The sequence below is a fragment of the Nitrospirota bacterium genome, from assembly GCA_016207885.1.
In the GTDB taxonomy this organism is placed as follows: domain Bacteria; phylum Nitrospirota; class Thermodesulfovibrionia; order UBA6902; family UBA6902; genus JACQZG01.
Genome location: JACQZE010000016.1, coordinates 1 through 24,221, shown reverse-complemented (window position 1 = coordinate 24,221; position 24,221 = coordinate 1). Strand labels below are relative to the sequence as shown.

The window sequence follows — 24,221 nt, the reverse complement described above, 5'->3', positions numbered from 1 at the left end:
AATGTCTCAGGCAAAATTAAAAGTCATTCTTCTACGCAATACTCCGAACCCTGAAGAGACTGTCGCGATGGCGGCAAAGCTCTGCTACAGCCCTTCTGATATCGAGTCATTAAAAGGAAAGATAGAGAAGAAAGACCAAAAAGAATTTGTTGAAAAACTGATGAACATGGGGCACATGAGCCCGATCGAGCACGCGTCATTCACCTTCGCTATAGAAGGGATATCAAGGGCATGCTCTCACCAGCTTGTAAGGCACCGCCTTGCTTCATACTCACAGCAGTCACAGAGGTATGTAAATGAAGAGGCAGGCTTTGATTATATAATTCCTGAAACAATAAAAAATGATAAAGAGCTGAAGCGCATCTTTATTGACTTTATGAGCGATGCCCAAAAGGCTTACAACACGATAGTCCAGAAACTGAATGAGAACGGAGTCAAGGGCGAGGCGGCAAATCAGGACGCGAGGTTTATTCTTCCTAACGCAGCTGAGACAAAGATAATCGTAACGATGAACGCAAGGGAGCTTCAGCACTTCTTCAAACAGAGATGCTGCAACCGCGCCCAGTGGGAGATAAGGGCGATGGCAGAGAAGATGCTCAACCTTGTTAAAAAAGTTTCACCTGTTATCTTCCAGAGATCCGGCCCCCCATGCCTATACTCCCCCTGCCCCGAAGGTTCTTATACATGCGGGAAGATAAAGGAAGTAAGGGCAAAATATAAGGTTAAGGCTGATTAATAAAATTATGGAAGTCCGACTTCCATAATTTGTCGTTGAGAAATCCTGTTTTTCCACTTTTATCTCAGAGCTGTGTAAAGGGGGAGATATGAAAAAGAAGTACCCTGATAAAAATAAAACTTTAGTGCCTGCGGAAAGCTCATTTTTGTTTTATACAACAGAAGACGGCAAAACCCGTATTCAAGTAAAAATGCTGGATGAAACTGTATGGCTGACGCAGGATCAGATATCTCAGTTGTTTGACAAGTCAAAATCTACAATCAACGAACATATAAAAAATATCTATGCTGAAAAAGAACTTTCAGAAGAACATACAATGAGAAAATTCGGGATTTCCGAATTATCTACCAAGCCGACTAATTATTACAATCTCGACATGATTATTTCCGTGGGATACCGGGTCAACAGCCTGCGCGGCACACAATTTCGTATCTGGGCCACTCAGCGCCTACGGGAATATATCGTAAAAGGCTTCACCATGGACGATGAACGGCTTAAGCAGGCGGTCGGCGGCAATTACTTTGACGAACTGCTTGCCCGTATCCGGGATATCCGCTCATCGGAAAAAATATTCTGGCGCAAGGTTCTGGATATTTATGCAACAAGCATAGACTATTCGCCGAACGCTGAATTATCAAAAGAGTTTTTCAGGATCATTCAGAATAAAATGCACTGGGCGGCGCATGGAAATACAGCGGCTGAGATCATTGAAAAGCGGGCTGATTCGGCATTGCCTAATATGGGACTGACTTCGTGGACAGGAACAACTCCCCGTAAAGATGATGTTACCGTTGCCAAGAACTATCTGAATGAAAAAGAGCTGAATTTGCTCAACCGTATTGTTACCGCCTATCTTGAATTTGCAGAGCTTCAGGCTTTGGAGCAAAAGCCCATGTACATGAAAGACTGGATAGCAAAACTCGATGACTTTCTCAAACTCAGCGGAAGACAGCTTCTGACTCATGCCGGGAAAATCAGCCATGATGATGCTATGACAAAAGCCATTGCGGAATATGAAAAGTTCCGGCAAACACATTTAGATGATCCGTCACCAGTGGAACGGCATTTCATTGAAGCGATACAAGAGGTAAAGGGAATTGAAAAGGCAGTAAAGAAGGGTAAGAAAAAGGGCGAAAAGAAAAAATGAAACTGAAATTTGACAGCGGCCTTGGATAATTTCTATGGAAGTCCGACTTCCATAACTCCCATTCCTTGATTAACCTTACTCAAAAAAGATATTTTATATCATGTCATACACCATCGCATTCGCGGGCAAAGGCGGGACCGGCAAGACCACATTGGCCGCGCTTACAATCCGTTACCTTACTGAAAAGAAGAGAAAACCTGTGCTTGCGGTTGACGCGGACAGCAATGCGTGCCTCAATGAAGCGCTCGGCGTTCCTGTTCATGCTACGATCGGTGACCTGCGGGAGCAGTCGCTTGAGACGATACGCGGAGGAGGCGCCCGCCCCGGAGGCATGAGCTCTGAACAGTTGTTCGACTATCAGGTGCAGAAGTCTGTCATTGAGGCAAAAGGATTTGACCTGCTTGTAATGGGCAGGCCTGAAGGCCCGGGCTGTTACTGCGCAGCCAACAATATAATAAGGAAGTATACTGACAAGCTCTCTGACGACTACAGCTATGTTGTCCTCGACAATGAGGCAGGCATGGAGCACCTGAGCAGAAGAACCACCCACAAAGTTGACCTGCTCCTCATGGTCAGCGACCCTACGAAGAAGGGGATCCAGACGATAAAACGCATCAACTCCCTTGCAAATGACCTGAAGCTTGAAGCCGGAAAGCGGGTTCTTATCGTGAACAGGGTATCTGACCGGGACTTTGAGACTGTTAAAGATCTGATAAGCGAGATCGAAATCCCTGTAGAGAATATCTTCAATATCCCTGATGACAAGAATATCTTCAAGTTTGATCTTGGCGGAAAGCCTGTCTTTGACCTGCCGGCAGATTCAGATTCAATAGCTGCGTTATTTAAGATACTGGATTCGCTGAATATCCCTTAATATATCTGTTTTAAAAGCCCCTGATTATTAAAGACTCCCCTTAGCAAGCTATGGGGAATCTTAATGTTAATGAATTATTATCATTATATTCGCTCGCTTGACCCGTCTGTCCCGAGGTATCGGGACAGGGTTTACACTCGCTGCCCATTTAAAATTTTAATTTCCGTTTAAGTGATGAAATAATCACTTCTAATATGTTATATTTTAAAGCTTTAACGCGGATACTTTTTAACATTAAAAAACTCAAAGGAGACATAGATGATAATCATAGGCGAAAAAATCAGCATAATCGCAAAAAAAGTCAGGGAGGCGATGAACAGCCGCGACCCCAAGCCGATACAGGAGCTTGCCATGGCGCAGTGGAAAGCAGGCGCGCATATTATAGACGTCAATATCGGCCCTGCTGAAGTGAATGGCGATGACCTCATGACATGGATGGTGCAGAGCATACAAGAGAAGGTTTCAGCCCCGCTCTGCCTTGACACGACAAACGCATCAGCGCTTGAAGCAGGACTTAAAGCTCATAACAACCAGTGGGGAAAACCCCTTATCAACTCGACATCAAATGACCCTGAAAGGTTCATAATGCTTGAGCTCGCAGCTAAATACAATTCCCAGATAATAGCCCTGACAGTCGGCAAGGGCGGGCTTCCCGCTGACGCTGACGACAGGATGGTTATCGCTTCAGAGATAATGGCAAGGGCTGAAGACCTCGGCGTTCCGATGGAGGACATCTATCTTGACCCTCTCATCCTTCAGGTCTGCACAACACAGGACCAGGCAAAACACGCGCTTAACGCAGTCAGGATGTTCAAAGAGCTAAATATGAAATCAGTTGTCGGGTTAAGCAATATATCCAACGGAGTGCCGAAAATAATGAGAAGCCTTATTGACAGGGTATATCTCTCCCTGCTCATGTATGAAGGCCTTTCATCAGCGATCATGAACCCGCTTGATAAAGACCTTATGGACGTGGTCAAGACAACAGAGGTCTTTCTCGGAAACACCTTATATGCCGATTCATATCTTGAAATGTAAATAAAATCGTAATCACGGAGGTTTTAATATGTCTTTTGTGACACCGAAAGAAAGCTACAACGGGAAAGTCCTCTCACTGGATTTTGGCAAGGATGATAAAGCGGTGACTATCGGAGGAGAAACCTCCCTGCCCTTCCTTTCATTTGAAGGTGAAGTGCCGAACAGGCCTGTTATCGCGTACGAGATACAGGACATTGCGCCGGATGACTGGCCTGACACTGTTAAAGACGCATACAAAGATGTCAGCGGCGACCCTGTGACATGGGCCAAATACTGCCAGGACAAATTAGGCGCCAAGGCGATCGCATTAAGGCTGATAAGCACTCACCCTGACAGGGAAAACCGTTCAGCGGCAGACGCTGCAAAGACGGTGAAAGATGTTCTTTCAGCTATCAGTGTCCCTCTTATAATCCTCGGCTCCAACAACATTGAGAAGGATTCTACAGTCCTTGTCGCGGCTGCAGAGGCTGCAAGCGGATACAACTGCATCATCGGCAAGGCGCAGGAAGGCAATTACAAAACCATCGTAGCTGCCGCTCTTGCACATAACCATAAGCTCATTGCGATGTCTGAACTCGACATCAATCTTGCAAAGCAGCTGAACATCCTCATCACCCAGATGGGTTTTGACAAATCAAGGCTGATAACCGACCCGATGTGTTCTGCATTAGGCTACGGGCTTGAATATACATATTCCGTCATGGAGAGGATAAGGCTTGCGGGCCTTGTTCAGAACGATGCCACAATGCAGCCGCCTATTATAGGCGATGTCGGCATATATGTATGGAAGACGAAAGAGACTACAGCTCCCGATGTTGAGGGCTGGGGCACTCTTAATGAAAGAGGCATCGCATGGGAAAGCGTTACCGCAACCTCCATGCTCATGGCCGGCGCGAACCTGCTGATAATGAGGCATCCAAAGGCTGTTGAGACTCTGAATAAAGTTATTGAGGAACTTGCTTAATTAAAATTGACTGAATAATATTTTTGGAGGTTATTAAATGGCACTGTCAGGCATTCAGATATTCAAACTCTTACCGAAAACAAACTGCAAAAAATGCGGCTTTCCCACATGCCTTGCATTTGCGATGAAGCTTGCACAGGGCGGTATCGAGCTCTCCTTATGCCCGGACATTTCAGAAGAAGCAAAGAAGAGCCTTGGTGACGCGTCTGCTCCGCCTATAAAGAGCTTCAGCCTCGGCACAGGCGAACATGCGGTAAAGATGGGCGCTGAAGGCGTGCTCTTCAGGCATGACAAAAAATTCTACAACCCCTGCGCTCTTGCATTGAATATCAAAGACAGCCTCAGCGACGCCGAACTCTCTGCAAAGGCAGCTGAAGTTGCAGGCTCAGAGTTGGACCGCGTAGGACAGAAGCTCAGGATAGACGCAATATCTATTGAGTGTGTCTCAAATGACAGCGCCAAATATGAGGCTGCTGTAAAGCTTGTTGCAGCAAAGGCGCCGAACGCAGCATTGATACTCAACTGTAGCAACGCCTCAATAGCAGGCCCGGCAGCTAAAGCTGTCGCAGCCAGAATGCCCCTGCTCTACTGCGCAACCGCTGACAATGCTGAAGCCATGGCAGCTATAGCCAAAGAGAACAACATACCTCTAGCTATTAAAGCTGACGGGCTTGATGCTTTAAGCGCCCTGTCTGAAAAGGTGCAGGCGCTCGGCGTTGAGAATATAGTTCTTGATTCAGGCGCAAATACAGCCGGGGCCATACTTGGGAACAATACCCAGATAAGGCGTGCCGCCTTAAAGAAGGGATTCAAGCCTCTTGGCTTCCCTATCATTAATAATGTTGTGAGAGACGATTCCATGTTAGAAACAACTATAGCGTCTGTTGCTATTTTGAAATACGCGTCTATCGTTGTGCTCAGCAGCATAGAGCAGTGGAAGAACCTTGCACTGTACACATTAAGGCAGAATATATACACAGATCCGCAGGTCCCGATGCAGGTCAAGCAGGCGATATATGAGGTCGGCGGGCCTACTGCTGATTCACCTCTGATGATAACGACCAACTTCTCGCTTACATATTTCATAGTCTCAGGTGAGGTAGAGAACAGCAAGGTGCCGAGCTGGCTTGCGGTAATGGACTGCGAAGGCCTTTCAGTTCTTACGGCATGGGCAGCAGGAAAATTCATAGCTTCAAAGATCGCCACCTTCATACAGGAGAGCGGCATCAGTGATAAAGTCAGCAAGAAAGAGCTTATCATCCCGGGGCAGGTCGCGATACTGAGCGGCGCGCTTGAGGACAAGCTTGAAGGATGGAAGATAACGGTCGGCCCGAGAGAGGCCAACGCGCTTCCCACTTATCTAAAGTCAAGGTAATTTCAAATATTTAGGAGGATAAGATGTCAAAGATTATAGCCTCTGCAGTTATACGGGCTTCCCACGAGATTGTAAAGAGAACAGAGGATATGCTTGAGAAGGCTATCGCTGAAAAGGGGAAGGACTTTGTCTTTGAATTCCCTGATACCGCGTACCACCTTCCAATGATCTACGGCATGACCGGCTTCAAGGTAAAGACCCTCGCAGACATGAAGGTCGCACTCGGAATGGCAAAGGAACAGCTTCACTCGCTGCCGGATGAGACGATATGGAAGCCGTATCTCGGAGAGGCGCTTGATTCTGGAATGGCAACCCTCTTTGCCGAAGAGATATATCTTGCGCTCAGATATATCAACGGGCTTGAGCCTGTGACAGACCCTGAAACGAACTTCACCTATAACGGTTTTATCACAGACACTATCCAGAGGAACCTCGGCATACAGCTCGTTGACGGAAGGATGCCCGGCTTTGCCGCTATACTTGGTGCTGCTCCGGATGAAGAAACAGCCGTCAAGATAGTAAGAGAGCTTCAGGAGAAGAACATACTTGTATTTCTCTCAGGCCAGTCAAAAGACAAGAACGGCAAACTTACGAGCGTGACCAGACAGCTTCTGAACCAGAAGGTCGAGCTTGGATGGGATACATATATAGTCGCATTAGGCCCTGATACAGAGCATACGCTTTACGCGCTCAGCTGGGCATTAAGGGCTCCTATGATCTTCGGCGGGAACAAGGCCGGCGATTACAAGACCCTGCTGAAATATTCCAAAGACAGGATATTCGCATTCGCACTCGTGCTCGGCGAGCTTAATGACCTCAAGTGGGCAACCGGAGCCGGCGCGATAAACATGGGCTACCCTGCCATCTGCGACACTGACATACCTGTCATTCATCCTACAGGCGTATGTACATATGAAGAAGTTGAAAAGGAGTTCGACCATACCAAGATCGTCCAGAAGGCGATAGAGGTCAGAGGTCTCAAGGTCACTGTTGCCAAGCCCCCGATACCGATCGCGTACGGCCCTGCTTTTGAGGGTGAGAGGATCAGGAAGGAAGATATGTTCATCGAGTTCGGCGGCCAGCGCACTCCTGCATTTGAATGGGTCAGGACAAAAGAGCTTAACGAGATAGAGGACGGCAAGGTCACTATCGTCGGCACAGATGTCGAAGCGAGATATAAGGCAGGCGGCATGATGCCACTTGCAGTTGTTGTTGATGTGGCAGGAAGAAAGATGCAGAATGACTTTGAAGCCATCATCGAAAGAAAGTTTCACCACAATATAAACGAAGCCCAGGGCCTATGGCACATGGGGCAGCGCGACATAGTATGGATGCGCGTAAGCAAGCAGGCGTACAACGACGGCATCACGCTTGAGCACTTAGGCATAATCCAGGCGACCATGGCAAAGCACAGATTTAATTCAATCGTTGATAAGGTGCAGGTCACGCTTTATGTAGATGAGAAAGATGTGCTTGAGCTTCAGGACCAGGCAAGGGCCACATATAAAGAAAGAGACCACAGGCTTGCTGGATTGACAGACGAATCTGTTGACACATTCTATTCATGCCTGCTCTGCCAGTCATTCGCGCCTTCTCATGTCTGCGTAATAAGCCCCGAGAGGCTCGGACTCTGCGGCGCGTACAACTGGCTTGACTGCAAGGCTGCTTTTGAGATATCCCCAACTGGAGGCAACCAGCCTATCCTGAAGGGAGAGGCAACCGATCCGATGAAAGGAAGGTGGACCGGCGTTGACGATTACCTGAAGGCAAATTCAGGCGGCGCCATCGAGACACTGAACCTCTATACGATTATGGACAACCCCATGACATCATGCGGCTGCTTTGAATGTATCATTGCCCTTATACCGGAGGCAAACGGCGTCATGATAGTCAACCGCGGATATTCAGGAATGACGCCTGCCGGAATGAAGTTCTCTACTCTCGCAGGCGCGGTCGGCGGCGGAATGCAGAACCCGGGATTTATGGGTATCGGCGTCAACTTCGTAACCAGCAAAAAGTTCCTCTACGCTGACGGCGGTATCAAGAGGATTGTCTGGATGTCCAAGAACCTTAAAGAACGCGTGGCTGAAGAGTTTAAAGAACTTGCAAAAGAGGCGGGAGTTCCTGACCTCTTTGACAAGATAGCAGACGAGTCAATAGCAGAAGATTCAGAGAAATTATTAGAGTACCTCTCAAGCGTCGGGCATCCGGCACTTGAGATGGACCCGATGTTTTAATTTTGGAGGACGATATGGATAAACCCGTAAAGAGCGCAAGCACTTCAGCAGAAGAGATAATTCATTGGGCAACAGACAACAAGATAGAGACATGCTTTGACCGTGCTGCGAAGATGAAGCCCTGCCCTATCGGTGAGACCGGTGCATGCTGCAAGGTATGCCATATGGGGCCGTGCAGGCTCATAGGCAAGAATGCGGAAGAAGAGGCAAGAGGCGTCTGCGGCGCGACCCTCTCGACCGTTGCTGCAAGAAATATGCTGAGGATGATAGCAGCAGGCACTTCAGCACATTCCGACCATGCCCGTGACATGGCGATGACGCTCCTCTCGGTTGCTAATGGAGAGGCAAAGGATTTCAAGATAACTGACGTAAAGAAACTATACAGGGTTGCAGGGTATCTTGATATTAATTTTGAAGGCAGGCCTGTCAATGATGTTGCAAGAGATGTCGCAACCATGCTTATCGAAGATTTCGGCAGGCAGAAAGGCGAGATTAATTTTGCAAAGAGGGCGCCGAAAAAGACGCTTGCGAGATGGAGAAAATGGAAGATCGTTCCGCGCGGCATTGACAGGGAGATCGTTGAGGGCATGCACCGTACTAACATCGGCGTTGACCATGACCCTGACCACCTTCTCACTCACGGCCTGAAGGTCGCTCTTGCCGACGGATGGGGCGGATGCATGATCTCAACCGACATAAGCGATATACTCTTTGGAACTCCGACGCCTATCAAGGCTGAGGCGAGCTTCGGCATATTCAAGGAAGACGAGGTAAACCTTATCGTCCACGGCCATGAACCAACCCTTGCTGAGGTGATAGTAGATACGGTATCAGAACCTGCGATGATCGAATACGCAAAATCAAAGGGCGCCAAAGGCATCAACCTCGGCGGTATGTGCTGTACGGCAAACGAGATACTCATGAGGCACGGTATCCCGACCGCAGGCGGCTTTACGAATCAGGAACTCGGCATCATGACCGGCATGATCGACGCCATGACAGTTGACGTGCAGTGCATAATGCCTGCCATCACAGAGGTCTCAAAGAAATTCCACACTAAGATAATAACGACAAGTGAAAAAGCGATGATACAGGGAGCTGTTCATGTCGAGTATGATGAGCACCGTGCAAAAGAAGTTGCAAGAGAGATAATCAAAATGGCATGCGACAACTTCCCTAACAGAACGACAAAGGGCAGCCATATATCTCATAAGGCATCTCTTATCGGCGGCTTTTCTCATGAATACATCGAATACATGCAGGGCGGCAGGTGGAGAGGTTCATTCAGGCCGCTTAATGATGCGATAATGGCAGGCAGGATACGCGGCGTTGTCGGCCTGGCAGGATGCGACAACCCGAGGGTGGCATCAACCGGTATCCACAAATACCTTGTGAACGAACTTATCAAAAATGATGTTCTTATAGTATCAACAGGATGCGGCTCGGCAGCATGCGGAACTGCAGGCTACCTTACACCTGAGATGGCGCTTGAGAACGCAGGGCCGGGATTAAGGGAAGTATGCGAGGCTATCGGTATCCCCCCTATCCTTCACCTTGGGGCATGTGTTGACAATTCAAGGATACTGACAATAGCTTCAGCAATGGCAGCCGAGGGCGGGCTGTCTGATGAGATAGGCGGAATGCCGGCTGTGGGTATCGCTCCTGAGTGGATGTCTGAAAAGGCGATCGCGATTGGATGTTATTTCGCAGCATCAGGCGTTCCATGTATATTCGGCGGCGAGTCGCCAGTCGGAGCAAGCTCGGAAGTCACAAAGATAATGACAGAGACCTGGATGGAAAGGTTTAAGGGCGCGCTTCATTTTGAGCCTGTTCCTGAAAAGATGCTTGAGCTTGCGCTTAAATATATTGACGACGCAAGAGAAGCGTTAAAGCTCAGAAAATACGAGCCCGGCAAATTCGGAGCAGAGAGAGTTCTCATGGATATGGCAGCGAGAAGAGAGATCGCGCCCCACGCAGGAGTCGGAGGGATAAATGAATCTCAAGGTTGATGAGACCATAGGACATATCAGAGAGGTCATCTCAGAGAAGGATAAGAAGAGAGGCATTCTCATACATACATTCCAGAAGGTGCAGCATGAGATGAACTACCTTCCGGAAGATGCGCTTAAGATGATCTCTGAAAAACTTGATATACCTCTTTCCGAGGTCTACAGCACCGCGTCATTTTATAAACAGTTTTACTTCACGCCGCGCGGAAAGAAGATAGTTAAGGTCTGCACAGGCACCGCGTGCCATGTCAGAGGCGCGGCTCAGGTCATGCATTCACTTGAAGATGAATTCAAGATCAAAGAAGGCGAGACGACAGCTGACCTCTCCATGACGCTTGAGACGGTCGGCTGCATAGGATGCTGCGGCCTTGCCCCTGTTGCCACAGTGAATGAAGACATCATCGGCGAGATAGACAGAAAGAAGATAGCTGCGATAATAGATCTGATAAAAAGCGAAGAATAACCGGCTACTCCATCAGGATAGGTGAAATTATATGGCAAAACTTAAAAATACTGACGAACTGAAAGCGCTCAGAGATAAATTAAGCAAAGAGACATTTGATCCGAACGCGCACAGGATCAGGGCATGCTGCGGAACCGCCTGCACGGCAACAGGCGCGCACAAGGTCATTGCGGCCTTTGAGAAAGAGGCTGCTGCATCGGGCGTAGCCGTTGATATAGTGAAGACAGGATGCCAGGGCCTCTGTCAGAAAGGGCCTGTGCTTAAGGTTGAGCCGAACAATATCTTTTATCAGAGGACAAAGACGACCGATGTACCCGCGATAATGGACTACTCTATAAAAGGCAATTCAGCTTACAGGCAGGGGCTTTACAGAGACAGCTTTCTGAGCGAACCGGTCCCGCTTATGCCTGACATACCTTTTTATAAAAAACAGCTCAGAATAGCGCTGAGGAATAACGGCATAGTTGACCCGCGCAATATCGAGCATTACCTCGCGGTCGGCGGTTACGCAGGCATTGAGAAAGCCTTGGCTTCAATGAGCAGCGACGATGTGCTTAATGAAGTGGACAAGGCGAACCTCAGAGGCCGCGGCGGAGCGGGATTCCCTGCCGGTAGAAAATGGGCGCATTCAAAGGGAGCTAAGAGCGATATAAAGCTTGTCATTGCAAACGGCGACGAAGGCGACCCCGGAGCATTCATGGACAGGGCTATCATGGAGGGCGACCCTCACAGCCTTATTGAAGGGATGCTTCTGTGTGCTTACGCGATCGGCGCGCAATACGGATTTGTATATGTGAGGCATGAATACCCTCTTGCAGTTGAGAACCTCAAGATAGCGATAAAGCAGGCTGAAGATCTGGGTATTTTGGGAAAGAATATTTTAGGCACTGACTTCAGTTTCACAATAGATATAAGAGAAGGCGCAGGCGCGTTCGTATGCGGCGAGTCAACATCGCTTGTCGCTTCTATTGAAGGCGAGAGAGGATATCCGAGGCCGAGGCCTCCAAGGCTCTCTGAACGCGGCGGCGGCCCGTGGGGGTTCCCGAGCAACCTGAATAATATCGAGACATACGCATGCGTTCCGGTAATAATAGATAAAGGCTCTGATTATTTCCGCTCCATAGGCACAAAGAACTCTCCGGGCACAAAGGTCTTCGCTCTCACCGGAAAGGTGAAGAACACAGGGCTTGTCGAGGTCCCGATGGGAATAACCCTGAGAGAGATAATCTTTGAGATCGGCGGCGGCATGCTTGATGACAAAGAGTTCAAGGCCGTACAGACAGGCGGCCCTTCAGGCGGATGCATAACAGCCGAACACCTTGACCTGCCGGTTGATTTTGATTCACTCGTTTCAGTCGGCTCCATGATGGGCTCAGGCGGCATGGTCGTGCTTGATGAGGAGACCTGCATGGTGGATGTGGCAAAGTTCTTCCTCTCATTCACGCAGTCTGAATCATGCGGCAAGTGCCCGCCCTGCAGGATAGGGACATATCATATGCTGGAGCTGCTCAAGAAGATAACATCCGGCAAGGGTGAGGAAGGCGACATTGAGAAGCTTGAGAAGATCGGAGAGCAGATAATCGCAGGCTCTTTATGCGGACTCGGAAACAGCGCGCCTAACCCTGTTCTGACAACGATCAAATATTTCAGGGAAGAGTATGAAGAGCATATCCATGATAAATACTGCCGCGCAAAGGTATGCAGCGGATTAGGCACATACACCATAGACCATGATGAATGCTTCCTCTGCGGGCTCTGCAAAAAGGCTTGCGCCTTTGGAGCGGTCAAGGAGTTGAAGCACTCATTCTATATTGATCAGGACTACTGCACAAAATGCAAGGCATGCTACACCGCGTGCCCCATCAAGGCGGTAAAGATAAATAAGCAGAAGGGCAAGCTATCCCCCTCGTCAAAGAGGAGTAAATAATGACAGAAGATAATAAAGAAAAAGTAATGACGATGAAGGATGTTCAGGCAAAGGCTGAAGAGAAGAAGTGCGCGGCACAGCAGGCTCTCGTCTTTGTTGAAGAGTTCCTGTCTGAACCGATGTGCGGAAGATGCTTCCCCTGCTCTTTCGGAAGCTATGAGGCAAATATCAGGCTGAAGAAGATCGTTGCAGGTATCGCATCTGATGAAGACATAGAGCGCCTCAGAAGAATTGGAACTAACATGCTTGAGGCGTCAATGTGCAAAAAAGGCAAAGACACTGCCGCATTCATACTTGATAAAATAGCTGCCGAGGATTTCGCAGGGCACCTGACAGGAGACTGTTCAAAGAGAGAGTGCACTTCATTAAGCAGCTACCTGATCATACCTGAAAAATGCACGAACTGCGGATTATGTCTTGACGCGTGTAAAGACCATGCGATAACAGGCGAAAAGAGGAAGCCTTACCTGTCAGGGTATCAGCCTATGGAGATAGCCCAGAAGAGATGCACAAAATGCGGAGAGTGCATAAAGGTATGCCCTGACGCAGCGATAGTACTTATAACGTCAAAAGAGATGGCTGGAACTGTTAAATAATAAAGTTGAAAGTTTAATCATTATCAGGAGGATGCATATATGTCAAAAACGGTTGACTTAACAATAGACGGAAAGAAGGTCACGGTTAACGAGGGAGTGACTATCGTTGATGCCGCTGAAAAGGCAGGTGTTCATATACCGAACCTCTGCTACCTTAAGGGCATGAAGGGTATCGGCGCGTGCAGGATGTGCCTTGTTGAGGTCGAAGGCGGAAGAGGCCCTGTGACCGGCTGCACCTCCAAGGTGAAGGAAGGCATGAATGTCACCACCAATACAGACAAGGTGCTTGAGATGAGACGGTTCGTGCTTGACCTCATTCTTTCGATGCACCCTCTTGACTGTATGACATGCACAAAGGCCGGCGTCTGCAACCTCCAGAAGTACGCATATGAGCATGAGATAAAAGAGTCGACATTTACGAGAAAAGATTTCGGCTACCCTGTAGATTCTGCAAACCCCTTCATTAAGAGAGACCCTGATTACTGCATCCTCTGCGGCAAATGCGTAAGGGCATGCAAGGAACAGGGAACCAACGTTCTTGATTTCATGGGCAGAGGAGTCGGCTCAAAGGTCGTTACCGCGCAGAACAAACCGCTTCAGGAGTCTGCCTGCACCTTCTGCGGAAGCTGTGTTGACGCATGCCCTGTTAACGCCCTGCTTGAGGCTGACAGGTGGAGAAAAGGAAGAGAGTGGGAGTATGAGAAGACCGCATCAACCTGCCTCTCATGCGGAAACGGATGCAGCATAGTTGTGAGTTCAAAGGACGATACTGTTGTAAAGATCAACTCTGCCGGAGATTACGGCACTGTTGAGAAATATATATGCGCGCAGGGCAGATTCGGTTTTGACGCCCTCACATCTGACCTGAGAATAAACACTCCGATGAAGAGGGTCGGCAAGAAGCTTGAAGAGACCACATGGGAAGACGCGCTTGCCATAGTCGCAGATAAGCTTAAAAAGTCCGGCAAGAATGCCTCAATCATCAGCACGGCAAATATACTGAACGAGGATGCGGCAGCACTCGCCGGCCTCGCATCATCTGCCGTAAAGACAAAGAATATAGACACGACAGTGAGCCTCTACTCAGGCGATGAGGCGATGAACCTCTCAGCATCTGCTGACCTCGACTCTGCTGATGTCATAGTAGTCGCAGGCCTTGCAACATCACAGTACACGAGAGTGCTGCCCGCGCTTGACGCAGCGATACAGAAGAGAGTCGCAAGGGGCGCAAAGCTTGTTGTTATAGAAGATGCAAAGGCTCTTGCTTCAATAGCAATGTCTCTCGTATCAAAGGGCTCAAAGTCTACAAAGGAACTTGATGCTGCGCTTGCCAAAGTAAAGACATCAGATGAGTCAGACAGTACGGCTGACATAATCGCAGCCGCATCATCACCTGTGATATTCTGCTCCCCTTCCCTCTTCGGAGCAGCAAACAACCTCTCACTTGTGAGCAACGTCAGCGTTGTGGCTGTGCCTTATGAGGCAAACGCACGCGGCGTAGTTCTTTCAGGACTTACCGCAGGTGCAAAGTCATACAGCGATATCGCATCAGGCAAGAACGATGTTCTTTATGTTGTAGGCGAACCGCCGATAAAGAAGGCTGACGCAAAGTTCCTCATCGTACAAACACCGTATCTTTCAGACCTGGCAAAGCAGGCTGACATAGTTCTTCCGGCTGCGTCATACCTTGAGTCATCCGGCACGATCGTCAACTACTTAGGCAAGGTGAAGAAGGTCTCAAAAGCAGCCTCCCCTGCCGGCGATGCGAAACAGCACAAGGACATATTCGCTGATATCGCCAAGGTGATGAAGGCAACGCTCAAAGATGCAAAGGTTGATATCAAGAAGGCGCTCAAGACAAAGGCAAAGGTTAAGGTTAATGCTTTTGAAAAAGTAAAAGGCCTTGATGTGAACCCTGTTGACCTGAATGATAAGATCAATAAGTCAGTGATAAACAGCTCAAGGCTTCTGTGGCTTAAGGAGACTGAAAAGACTTTAGCTGGAAAATAAGACTTAGAACAATTATTGTCATTCTGGCTTGTCCAGAATCTTTTTATAACGGCATCCTGCCTAAAAACAGGATGCCGTTTTTTTATGATTTGTATTTACATTTCATTACTCATACGACTATAATTATCTCAATTCCATGAAATACGACCATTTGTAATATATCATTGATCTATGATTTTTATGAGGAAATCCTGTATGAATAATTATTTAATCCTTGAAAAAAAGAAAGTTCTTTTCTTTTTTTCTATTGTTACATTTTTGCTCATGCTATCCAATCCTTCAGAGTCTCTTGCTTGGAGCGGAAAGGTAATTGATAGGGAAACTGGGGAACCTATTGAAGGTGCAGTGATTGTAAGATCATGGGACAGAGAAACCGCAACTCCTGCAGGTAGTGTTTCGAGCTTTGAAGATGTTAAAGAAGTTATCTCTGATAAGAATGGGAAGTTCACAACCTACAGAAAGTTTTTTTTTAGCTCTATCCCTTTTTTATCACAAGTTGTTGAGAACAAGCCGATAATTTACAAACCCGGATATAAGTTTCTTATTCTTGAGGATAAAGATTCAATAATATATTTAGAAAAGGTTCCGACCAAACTTGATGTAAGAAAATCAGAACTTGACAAAGCTGAAGGAAATTATGAAATTGACAGATATGAAACAATGGTTTTTAAAAGAATGTTGGAAAGGGAAGATGAATTTATTCGCTTTAGGGAACATGCAAAGATGTATGGTTTGTTAAAAAATAGAAGACAATTAGGATTGGAAGAAAGAAGAAGAATGAAAGCTTCCCAATATTATTTAAAGGCTAAGGGCCCTGATTTTTATAAACCACTTATTGCTAACTTAAAAGACCATGACGAATTCACAAGAAGCAGGTCAGCACAGTCATTGAAAGTTAGCAGTGATCCTGAGGTAGTAAAGGCTCTAATTGATACTCTTAATAATGATGAGTCCATGAATGTCAGGAGTTCGGCTGCAAGATCTTTGGGAGAGATTGGAGACCCTATTGCAATAAAGCCTCTGATTAAAGCTTTAAGAAACAAGTCAGAAGTATTGCAAAATCATGTCATATTTGCCTTGACTGATATAGGTGATGCTGCAGATGATGACTTGATTCCCCTATTAAACGATGATGACTGGGTGGTTCGAAAAAACGCTGCAAGGTTTTTATATCATTCCGAAAATGATAGGGCACTTGATGCTCTTATTAAAGCCTCAAACGATAAGAATCCTAATGTGCTAATAAGCATTGCAATTGCTTTGGGGGAGTTTCGGGATTCCCGGGCGGTTGAAACTTTAATTATAATGTTAAAAAATGATGACCGTGAGGTTCGTCGTAGAGCTGCATTTGGCTTGGGGATGATTCAAGACACTCGAGCAATCAAACCGTTAACAGGCTTATTAGAAGATCCAGAATGGTCGGTTCGAGAGGGGGCTGTTGAGGCATTAGGGATGATGAAGGATAGAAGGGTAGTGGAAGTTTTGATAGAAGCTTGGAATAACGAGGATAGTGATGTAAGAATAATAGCAGCGGAGGTTTTAGTTGACTTTGGTTCTCTCGCTGTTGAACCTTTAATTGATCTCTTGAAGCATGATGACTCTTATTTTAGGTGGAGAGCGGCGTGGGCATTGGGGCAAATCGGAGATCCAAAAGCAATAGAAAATTTAACCCATCTTTTACAAGATGATGTTTCAGAAGTTCGATTCATTACTACAGAAGCATTAAAATATATTAATCGCAAGAAGGACGTCAGACCTAACTATTATGATAGAACGGACTAGTCTCCGACTTGCTCGGTAACATCTAAGCAATCCCCACTATGGTACAGCTAAAATACTTCGGTGACAGCAGGGACTACTTCAAATATGACCTGATAACTGCAATCTTAACATGCATGCACATGAAGAGCTATGTATTCGTGCCTATAAAGACTTAAAACACCCTCGAAGTTACTGCTTGCATAATATATAAAAACTTATATATTATAAAACCAGATAATGAAAACCCTGAACTTCATAGGTTCAAGCCTCGACGATTTACGGAATTTCCCGTACGAAGCTCGTAAAGCAGCGGGCTTTGAATTATATTCCGTTCAATGCGGACTTGAGCCTAATGATTGGAAACCTATGCCCAGTATAGGACGTGGAGTTAAGGAAATTCGTATACATGTCCTGGGAGAATGGCGCATTATTTACGTAGCAAAGTTCAAGGAAGCAATATATGTGCTCCATTCTTTTCAAAAGAAGAGCCAAAAAACTAATCAACACGATGTCGAATTAGCTTGCAAACGATACAAGCAAATTGGAGGATAATATCATGAAGGAACATATTATTAAATCTTCAGGCAACGTATTTATTGATCTCGGGTTTCCTCCTGAGGAAGCCGCAATTCTTCAGATGCGTTCTGAGATAATGGCTGACCTGCGAAAGCTCATCAAGAACAAGAAACTGACACAGGCAAAAGCGGCTGAGCTTCTTGGCGTAAGCCAGTCCCGCGTCTCTGATCTAATAAGAGGAAAATGGGAAAAGTTCAGCCTGGAAATGCTTATCACTCTCGCGACAAAGGCCGGTATGCGTATCAGCCTTAAATGGGCCGCATAGTGACTATGGACTTACATATTCACCATGGTACAACTAAAATATTTCGGAGACAGCAGAGACTACTTCAAGTATGATCTGATAACTTCAATCTTAACAGGCATGCGCATGAACAGCTATGTATCCGTGCCTATGCTGACGAACCACAATAATCAAAATCAACCTTTATCTGCTATAATTTATTCAAGGCTAATTAAACAGGAGGCCAGCATATGAGTATATATAAGTTTTCAGTAGTGATTGAAAAAGACAGCGATGGCTATTTTGCCTCTTGCCCGGAGCTTCAGGGTTGCTATACTCAGGGAGATACTTACGAGGAAGTTTCAGAGAACATCAAAGACGCGATTCGACTCCATATTGAAGACAGAATTGAAAACGGCGAGGATATCCCGCAATTTGAATCCGTGAGCTTGACCCTGATGGAAGTAGCGGTATGACCGAGAAGTTGCCGAGAATAACGGCTGCTGAAACGATCAGGGCTTTAGAGAAAGCAGGATTCTCATTCTCACGACAAAGCGGAAGTCATAAGATATACAAAAACAATGAGGGGAAAAGAACAACCATCCCGTATCATTCCGGCAAAATCATCCATCCCAAAACATTAAAGAGCATCCTGCGAGAAGCAAATCTTACTATAGAAGAATTTAACGATTTACTGAAATAAGGGAAGATGTTGAACTATGACCTGATAACTTTACTCTGCCGGATATCAATGAAGATTTTCTCCGCAATTATTATTGTTCTTATTCTATCCTCGCAATCTTTTTCTGCAGATATTGATCAGCTGACAGGCAATGCCGCTGAGGTATACAAAAGGGCTCAAAACGGGCGAAGGTTTGCAGACTCAGTAAAATTAAACCCTGAGATCATTCCTACATCCGACGGCCGGAGTTTTATCGTGGTGTGGAAAGCGTCCGATAAGAAAGTTCCTGCGTACTGGATCGTTTCACTGCATGGCAGTCATGGTTTTGCCACGGATGACCTCGCGATCTGGTGTCCGAATATTAAAAACCGTGATGTGGGTTTGATAAGCCTGCAGTGGTGGATAGGCACAGATGACACTGGCAAATCCTACTATAAACCGATGCAAATATACAGTGAAATAGATATAGCGCTGCGGAAGATTGGCGTGAAGCCCGACTCTGTGATGCTGCACGGTTTCAGCCGCGGCTCTGCCAATTCCTATGCTGTCGCCGCTCTTGATGCAGGACGGGGCAAACACTACTTCTCACTTATTGTCGCGAGCTCCGGCGGGGTCAACCTTGATTACCCTCCAACGCGCTCAATCGTTGAGGGTGCATTCGGTGACCATCCGTTACTAAACACACGCTGGATAACCGTGGCAGGCGCGCGCGATCTAAATCCCGACCGCGACGGCATTACAGGCATGAGAAGAACAACCGCATGGCTTCGTGAACAAGGCGCAACAGTCATTGAAAGCATTGAAGACCCGAATGAAGGACACGGAGCTCTAATGCTCAATACAAAAAATGCACGGCATGTGCTCGATCTATTTCTTGGCAATAAAGAATAGCATTAATAATAGAACATGCGTGAGACCAAATGGAGATGTTGTATGGCGTGGAAAGTATTATGGAAGCAATGGGTTGCCATCATATTAGTTTGCGTAATTCTCGGATGGTTGTCGGGCTGCGGTTCTGGAGGAGGGGAATCATCCGGAACGGTCTCCGGCAGTGAATCATATCCCGGCGCCTGCGTCTGCTACTTCGGTTCAGGCACTTTCGATTCCTGCATCGTGACCGCGGATTTGGCAACATGCCGGCAGACGGTTACTACCTGCAACCCGTTCTTTTATACAAATTCAGATTGCTCTGCCTGGTGCCCGGCTACTCCTGAGGTATGCTACTGATACTTTTGATTAGACTTAACTATTGACATTTAGCTGTTAACCTGAGAATAGATGGATATATCAACAATAATTGCGAGGGAGATCGGGTCAATGGTGCGGCTTCGCCGTCTTCTGGGAATATACTGTAAATGAAATGGCCTCTACTTCAGGATCAGATATGTATAATGCTTAGTCAGTTGACAGGTCAGCCGAAGTTTCTGTAAGGTTAAGTAATATCACAAATAAGCATTAGGGGGATTACATATCTTGAAAACAATTCAGAGATTGAGAGAACAAAAAGGCTTTACACTGATCGAACTTGCGATAGTCCTTGTTATCATCGGCATCATCATCGGCGCAGTTTTGAAAGGGCAGGACCTTATCGAATCAGCACGTATCAAGAAGTTTGACAACTCGGTAAGGGAGTGGGAGACCGCTGTATGGACCTATATTGACAGAAAAGGCCAGTTCCCCGGGGACTCTGACAAAGACGGCATAATAGGCAACACAGGCGCAACTCCTACTGTAGGTGATGACATAAGGGCAGCCGGATTTATTAATGAGCCCGATGAGAACCCCGTAACAATCGGCAGCCTGAATTTCTGGGTTCAGTTCGGCAATGACGGCCAGACTCCTCCAAAGAATATTATGGCTATATGCGCGAATGCTGACTGCAGCCTTGCATTTACAGCGGATCAACTCAAATATGTAGAGTCGCTTGACACTGTAATTGACGGTACTTCCAACGGCACCGGCGGGAATGTGATCAGTGTTACGTCAATAGTAACAGCTCAGTTGTCAGCCGGCCCTGATGATCTGATAATTCCGGCTCGTGTTGAAATAGTTGAGCCGGCACCAGAGAATACCTCTGAAGACCGCATGATAACCGGTATTAACGGAGTAGAAGCAGAATGGTCTACAGACTCGGTGGCTTCAGTCTATTACTTTGACAACGGCAAGTCTGATCTGTCCTCTGAACCGATGTAGCTCCTTAAATCCTCATATTATCAAGAAGTTACCAGCTATCTTCTGATATAATACATCAATGGCATACCTGCTGATTGACGGCTATAATCTTATCGGACTCGGGCATAATGACCTTGAAGAAGCGCGCAGAGAGATCATTGAAAAGCTCTCAAGATACTCCGCGCTCAAGAGGCATGATATAACTATCGTGTTTGATGCATGGAAGAGAAGCGATTCGGGAGGTGAAAGAAAAAAGATAGGAAATGTCACTGTCATTTATTCAAAGGTTGCAGAGAAAGCAGATGACCTTATTATAAAGATGATCACCCGTGAAAAGAGAGACTGGATAGTCATCAGCTCTGACAGAGAGATATCTGATGCTGCATTGAGAAATGATATGGCAGCTATTACATCAGATGAGTTTGAAAGAAGACTGGATCATGCATTGATGTCAGAAGATGATGAAGCGGAAATATATGATGAGAATGACGATGATGAAGATTATCCATCCACTGCCGGACTTAAAGGAAATCCAAGAAAACTATCGAAAAGTGATAAGAGAAGATCACTGGCGCTGAAGAAACTTTGACAGCAGATCAGGCTGTATCTTTCCATGCAGCTGCTTCCAGTCCGTCCACCACTTTGCCCGCAGGCTCAAACCCTGAACGGTCATGCAATGACCCGACGACCGATTTCCCCGCGAATATGCTGTTCGGCTGAGCGTATTTCTGCATGTGTCCTGCGATATCTATTACACGGTCACTCATCTCTTCCATCGGAGTTGATTCATCACAGTAGACAAAACCGGAGTTAACTCCGCACCTCACCCTGAAATTCTGCCTTATCGCCTTCACATGCCTGTTAAAATTATCTAAAGACCTTATAACATCTTTGCCCGCATTTACCGCGTCCTCTGTATCTGAAAAACATATCATGACACCGTCAGGCGTCCATGCTGATTTCAGCGCCTTATGCCTGGATATGATCTTATCTACCATGAGCTTATACTCTTTAAAATCATGCTCTATCGCCGCCTTTTCCTCGCCCTGCTTCATGCCTGTCGAATCCATTATATCAATTGAAAGAAAGGCGAGATCCTTTCCCATGTTGTCAAGTTTCTTTTTTGTCTCGGCAAAGAGCTTTATCAGTTCATCCCTGTCTCCCCTGCCAGACACCGCGCCTGATTCAAGCCTCTCTTTCAGCGGAGTGAGCACCTTTGAATTGTCAGGGAGATGGGCCTTAACCTTCAATGCTTCAAAATCCCTCCTGACCCCTGTGCTTACAGCAAGATCGTTGTAATATTTCCTTTGATGATTAAAGAAGAGCAAGAGAACCGTGAAGAACGCGATGGCAGCACAAAGAAATATCTTCATGCTCATATTAAAAGGAACCATATCAACTATGATCGTGGATAAGGTCTTGTCAAAACTTATCAATGAATAAAAAAGGCCATAAGGCAGGACATTTTCCAATAACGGGAGTACGAGGGGCAAAAGGAAAACGAGTATAAAAGCAAAAGCGCAAATACCAAGCCACGTATAAACTGAAGCTGTTTTCTTGCAGCTTTCTATATCCATTATGCTTATTCCCCGGTACTATTCAATTTTGAACTCGTGCAAAAAAAATAAAGTATATAAATTTACCCTAAAATATTCTCAAAATCAAGCATGCGGAAGAGATGAAAACCTATCAAAACCTAAGCCTCAAGGAATTTTCTGACAGCATCCGAATTGACCCAGACCCTGCCGCCGGAAGACTTTATCATGCCCTTTTTCTGGAACTTGCTCATCGTCCTTATCGCCGTTTCAACCGTAGTGCCGACCATCTCTGCCATCTCCTGCCTGGTAAGAGGAAATCCTATCTTTGCAAAACCATTCTCTTCAATCCCTGTCTTTTCAGATAATTTCAAAAGGAGCGATGCTATCCTGATCTCCACCCGTTCAGCTGCGATATCCCTGAGAGTATCATACGCGTTCCTCAGCCTGCCGCTGAAATAATTTACAATTGTGAGGTTCAGGGACGGATGGGCTTCCATGACGGCAAAGAGGTCTTTACGGCTTATCCGTATAACCTTTACATTATCCATAGCCTCGGCAGACGCGGGAAAAGGCCTCTTGTCCAGGACCGCTACGCCGCCGAAGACCTCTCCGGGAAGTATTATCTCAAGAATAACGTCCTTCCCGTTGATGGAATGCTTAACCACCTTCACCCTTCCTTCAGCTACAATATAGAACCAGTCAGACGGGTCGCCCTCCATGAAGATGGCCTCATCTTTATTGAAATCACGCTCATTGAAATGAGCGCTGATCTCCTTAATCTCTTTGTCAGCGAGAGAAGAAAATACCTTATTCTTTTTCAGGGCATTAATGATCATATATTTAACGTTTAAAACACAAGAATTATAGCATGTTCGAAACCGATTTTAAATAATTATGCATATCTGAAAATTGTTGTGGTATAATAATTTTGTTAATTTTTCGACCCGGTTATTTTAGATATTTTTTCTATTATATGAAAATAAAAGTATTGGGCTCTTCAGGCGCGAGAATGCCGGGACACAATCTGCCGGCGTTTTTGCTTGACGATTTTCTGCTGCTTGACGCTGGCACATCAACCTGTGTCCTCAATAATATCGCTCAGCAAAAAATAAGCCATGTCCTTATAACACATTCCCATCTCGACCATATAAACAGCATCCCCTTTCTGGCTGAGAACATGGTGAACGGAAGCCATAAACCTCCCTTAACGGTCATCAGCGGAAAAGATGTGCTGAGCGATATGAAAAAACATATCTTCAACAACAGGATATGGCCGGACTTCACCGTTATTCCAAACAGGAAGCACCCCGTCCTGAAATTTCATGAACTGGCAGCAGGGACCTGTATGAAGATAAACGATTATCAGGTCTGTACCGCAAAGGTAAATCATCCGGTGCCGGCTTACGGATATATTATTAAGGACGCCAGGGGCAATTCCCTTGTCTATACAGGCGACACAGGGCCGACTGATAACTTGTGGGAGATGATGAGCGGCCATGATGTTAAAGCCCTTATTATTGAAGTTGCCTTCCCTGACTCAATGAAGAAGCTCGCCTCTATATCCGGGCACCTCACCCCGTCTTTACTTGCGGAAGAGTTGAAGAAGATGACAAAGATACCGGAGAGAATATTCATCACCCACATAAACCCTGTTTTAAAAAATCAGGTGACAAAAGAACTGAAAAGATTTAAAAAACTCAATATTGAAGTGATCAACGACAAGACGGTCATTACGATATAACGATGCTTTCGGGAGTGTCTCACGAACTGTGTAAGTCCAATTTTCACTGTACCCTGTCCTCAAACAATATGGCAAGCTGAGAATAGGCCTCAGACCAGCCTCTGATTGGCACGGTCCATTTTCTTTCGAGTTCAAGCGCTGCCATATATAGA

Annotated in this window: 24 protein-coding genes; 22 read left to right on the top strand and 2 right to left on the bottom strand. The window is 46.3% G+C overall.

Annotation, left to right across the window (positions count from 1 at the left end; translation table 11 throughout):
- Window position 1: 1 nt before the first annotated feature.
- The 21 genes from HY807_09085 (at window position 2) to HY807_08985 (ending at window position 21,379) form a co-directional block, all read left to right on the top strand.
- Window positions 2–736 carry an FAD-dependent thymidylate synthase gene (locus HY807_09085; GenBank protein MBI4826555.1) on the top strand — a complete coding sequence of 245 codons (735 nt, stop codon included), beginning with the start codon at window positions 2–4 and terminating at the stop codon, window positions 734–736.
- A gap of 88 nt (window positions 737–824) precedes the next feature.
- Window positions 825–1,883, top strand: a complete 1,059-nt coding sequence (locus HY807_09080; protein MBI4826554.1) for a virulence RhuM family protein — start codon at window positions 825–827, stop codon at window positions 1,881–1,883.
- Window positions 1,884–1,983: 100 nt separating this feature from the next.
- Window positions 1,984–2,757: an AAA family ATPase gene (locus tag HY807_09075; GenBank protein MBI4826553.1), complete on the top strand. Its 774-nt coding sequence runs from the start codon at window positions 1,984–1,986 to the stop codon at window positions 2,755–2,757.
- A 258-nt stretch (window positions 2,758–3,015) separates the two neighbouring features.
- Window positions 3,016–3,795 carry a dihydropteroate synthase gene (locus HY807_09070; GenBank protein ID MBI4826552.1) on the top strand — a complete coding sequence of 260 codons (780 nt, stop codon included), beginning with the start codon at window positions 3,016–3,018 and terminating at the stop codon, window positions 3,793–3,795.
- A 28-nt stretch (window positions 3,796–3,823) separates the two neighbouring features.
- Window positions 3,824–4,759: an acetyl-CoA decarbonylase/synthase complex subunit delta gene (locus HY807_09065; protein ID MBI4826551.1), complete on the top strand. Its 936-nt coding sequence runs from the start codon at window positions 3,824–3,826 to the stop codon at window positions 4,757–4,759.
- Window positions 4,760–4,796: 37 nt separating this feature from the next.
- The gene (locus HY807_09060; protein MBI4826550.1) at window positions 4,797–6,134 is read left to right on the top strand and encodes an acetyl-CoA decarbonylase/synthase complex subunit gamma; all 1,338 of its coding nucleotides are present in this window, start codon (window positions 4,797–4,799) and stop codon (window positions 6,132–6,134) included.
- Window positions 6,135–6,157: 23 nt separating this feature from the next.
- A complete protein-coding gene (cdhC, locus tag HY807_09055) occupies window positions 6,158–8,371 on the top strand; it encodes a CO dehydrogenase/CO-methylating acetyl-CoA synthase complex subunit beta (protein MBI4826549.1) in 2,214 nt (737 codons plus the stop codon).
- Window positions 8,372–8,385: 14 nt separating this feature from the next.
- Window positions 8,386–10,380: an anaerobic carbon-monoxide dehydrogenase catalytic subunit gene (gene cooS, locus HY807_09050; GenBank protein MBI4826548.1), complete on the top strand. Its 1,995-nt coding sequence runs from the start codon at window positions 8,386–8,388 to the stop codon at window positions 10,378–10,380.
- Window positions 10,364–10,843, top strand: a complete 480-nt coding sequence (gene nuoE / locus HY807_09045) for an NADH-quinone oxidoreductase subunit NuoE (protein MBI4826547.1) — start codon at window positions 10,364–10,366, stop codon at window positions 10,841–10,843. The genes cooS and nuoE overlap by 17 nt, the downstream gene beginning before the upstream one ends.
- A 31-nt stretch (window positions 10,844–10,874) precedes the next feature.
- Window positions 10,875–12,770, top strand: coding sequence for an NADH-quinone oxidoreductase subunit NuoF (locus HY807_09040; GenBank protein MBI4826546.1), 1,896 nt, complete (start codon window positions 10,875–10,877; stop codon window positions 12,768–12,770).
- A complete protein-coding gene (locus HY807_09035; protein ID MBI4826545.1) occupies window positions 12,770–13,366 on the top strand; it encodes a 4Fe-4S binding protein in 597 nt (198 codons plus the stop codon). Before HY807_09040 ends, HY807_09035 begins: the two co-directional genes overlap by 1 nt.
- 39 nt (window positions 13,367–13,405) lie before the next feature.
- Window positions 13,406–15,376 carry a molybdopterin-dependent oxidoreductase gene (locus HY807_09030; protein MBI4826544.1) on the top strand — a complete coding sequence of 657 codons (1,971 nt, stop codon included), beginning with the start codon at window positions 13,406–13,408 and terminating at the stop codon, window positions 15,374–15,376.
- 195 nt (window positions 15,377–15,571) lie between these two features.
- The gene (locus HY807_09025; GenBank protein ID MBI4826543.1) at window positions 15,572–17,158 is read left to right on the top strand and encodes a HEAT repeat domain-containing protein; all 1,587 of its coding nucleotides are present in this window, start codon (window positions 15,572–15,574) and stop codon (window positions 17,156–17,158) included.
- A gap of 216 nt (window positions 17,159–17,374) precedes the next feature.
- Complete coding sequence (locus tag HY807_09020; protein MBI4826542.1) at window positions 17,375–17,689, top strand: type II toxin-antitoxin system RelE/ParE family toxin; 315 nt, start codon at window positions 17,375–17,377, stop codon at window positions 17,687–17,689.
- A gap of 4 nt (window positions 17,690–17,693) precedes the next feature.
- Entirely contained in the window at window positions 17,694–17,978 is a 285-nt protein-coding gene (locus HY807_09015; protein MBI4826541.1) for an XRE family transcriptional regulator, read from the top strand.
- A gap of 209 nt (window positions 17,979–18,187) precedes the next feature.
- Window positions 18,188–18,412 carry a type II toxin-antitoxin system HicB family antitoxin gene (locus HY807_09010; protein MBI4826540.1) on the top strand — a complete coding sequence of 75 codons (225 nt, stop codon included), beginning with the start codon at window positions 18,188–18,190 and terminating at the stop codon, window positions 18,410–18,412.
- Window positions 18,409–18,639 (top strand): type II toxin-antitoxin system HicA family toxin, encoded by a 231-nt coding sequence (locus tag HY807_09005; protein MBI4826539.1) that lies wholly within the window; start codon window positions 18,409–18,411, stop codon window positions 18,637–18,639. Before HY807_09010 ends, HY807_09005 begins: the two co-directional genes overlap by 4 nt.
- 48 nt (window positions 18,640–18,687) lie before the next feature.
- A complete protein-coding gene (locus tag HY807_09000) occupies window positions 18,688–19,509 on the top strand; it encodes a hypothetical protein (GenBank protein MBI4826538.1) in 822 nt (273 codons plus the stop codon).
- A gap of 42 nt (window positions 19,510–19,551) precedes the next feature.
- Complete coding sequence (locus tag HY807_08995; GenBank protein ID MBI4826537.1) at window positions 19,552–19,845, top strand: hypothetical protein; 294 nt, start codon at window positions 19,552–19,554, stop codon at window positions 19,843–19,845.
- A 264-nt stretch (window positions 19,846–20,109) separates the two neighbouring features.
- Window positions 20,110–20,811, top strand: coding sequence for a prepilin-type N-terminal cleavage/methylation domain-containing protein (locus HY807_08990; protein MBI4826536.1), 702 nt, complete (start codon window positions 20,110–20,112; stop codon window positions 20,809–20,811).
- Between the two features lie 58 nt (window positions 20,812–20,869).
- Window positions 20,870–21,379, top strand: coding sequence for an NYN domain-containing protein (locus HY807_08985; GenBank protein MBI4826535.1), 510 nt, complete (start codon window positions 20,870–20,872; stop codon window positions 21,377–21,379).
- 7 nt (window positions 21,380–21,386) lie between these two features.
- Here the strand turns inward: HY807_08985 and HY807_08980 are convergent, their stop codons facing one another.
- Window positions 21,387–22,367 carry a guanylate cyclase gene (locus HY807_08980; protein ID MBI4826534.1) on the bottom strand — a complete coding sequence of 327 codons (981 nt, stop codon included), beginning with the start codon at window positions 22,365–22,367 and terminating at the stop codon, window positions 21,387–21,389.
- A 119-nt stretch (window positions 22,368–22,486) separates the two neighbouring features.
- Window positions 22,487–23,164 carry a Crp/Fnr family transcriptional regulator gene (locus HY807_08975; GenBank protein MBI4826533.1) on the bottom strand — a complete coding sequence of 226 codons (678 nt, stop codon included), beginning with the start codon at window positions 23,162–23,164 and terminating at the stop codon, window positions 22,487–22,489.
- A 137-nt stretch (window positions 23,165–23,301) separates the two neighbouring features.
- Between HY807_08975 and HY807_08970 the strand changes: the two genes are divergently transcribed.
- Window positions 23,302–24,069, top strand: coding sequence for a 3',5'-cyclic-nucleotide phosphodiesterase (locus HY807_08970; protein ID MBI4826532.1), 768 nt, complete (start codon window positions 23,302–23,304; stop codon window positions 24,067–24,069).
- The last annotated feature ends 152 nt before the right edge of the window (window positions 24,070–24,221 follow it).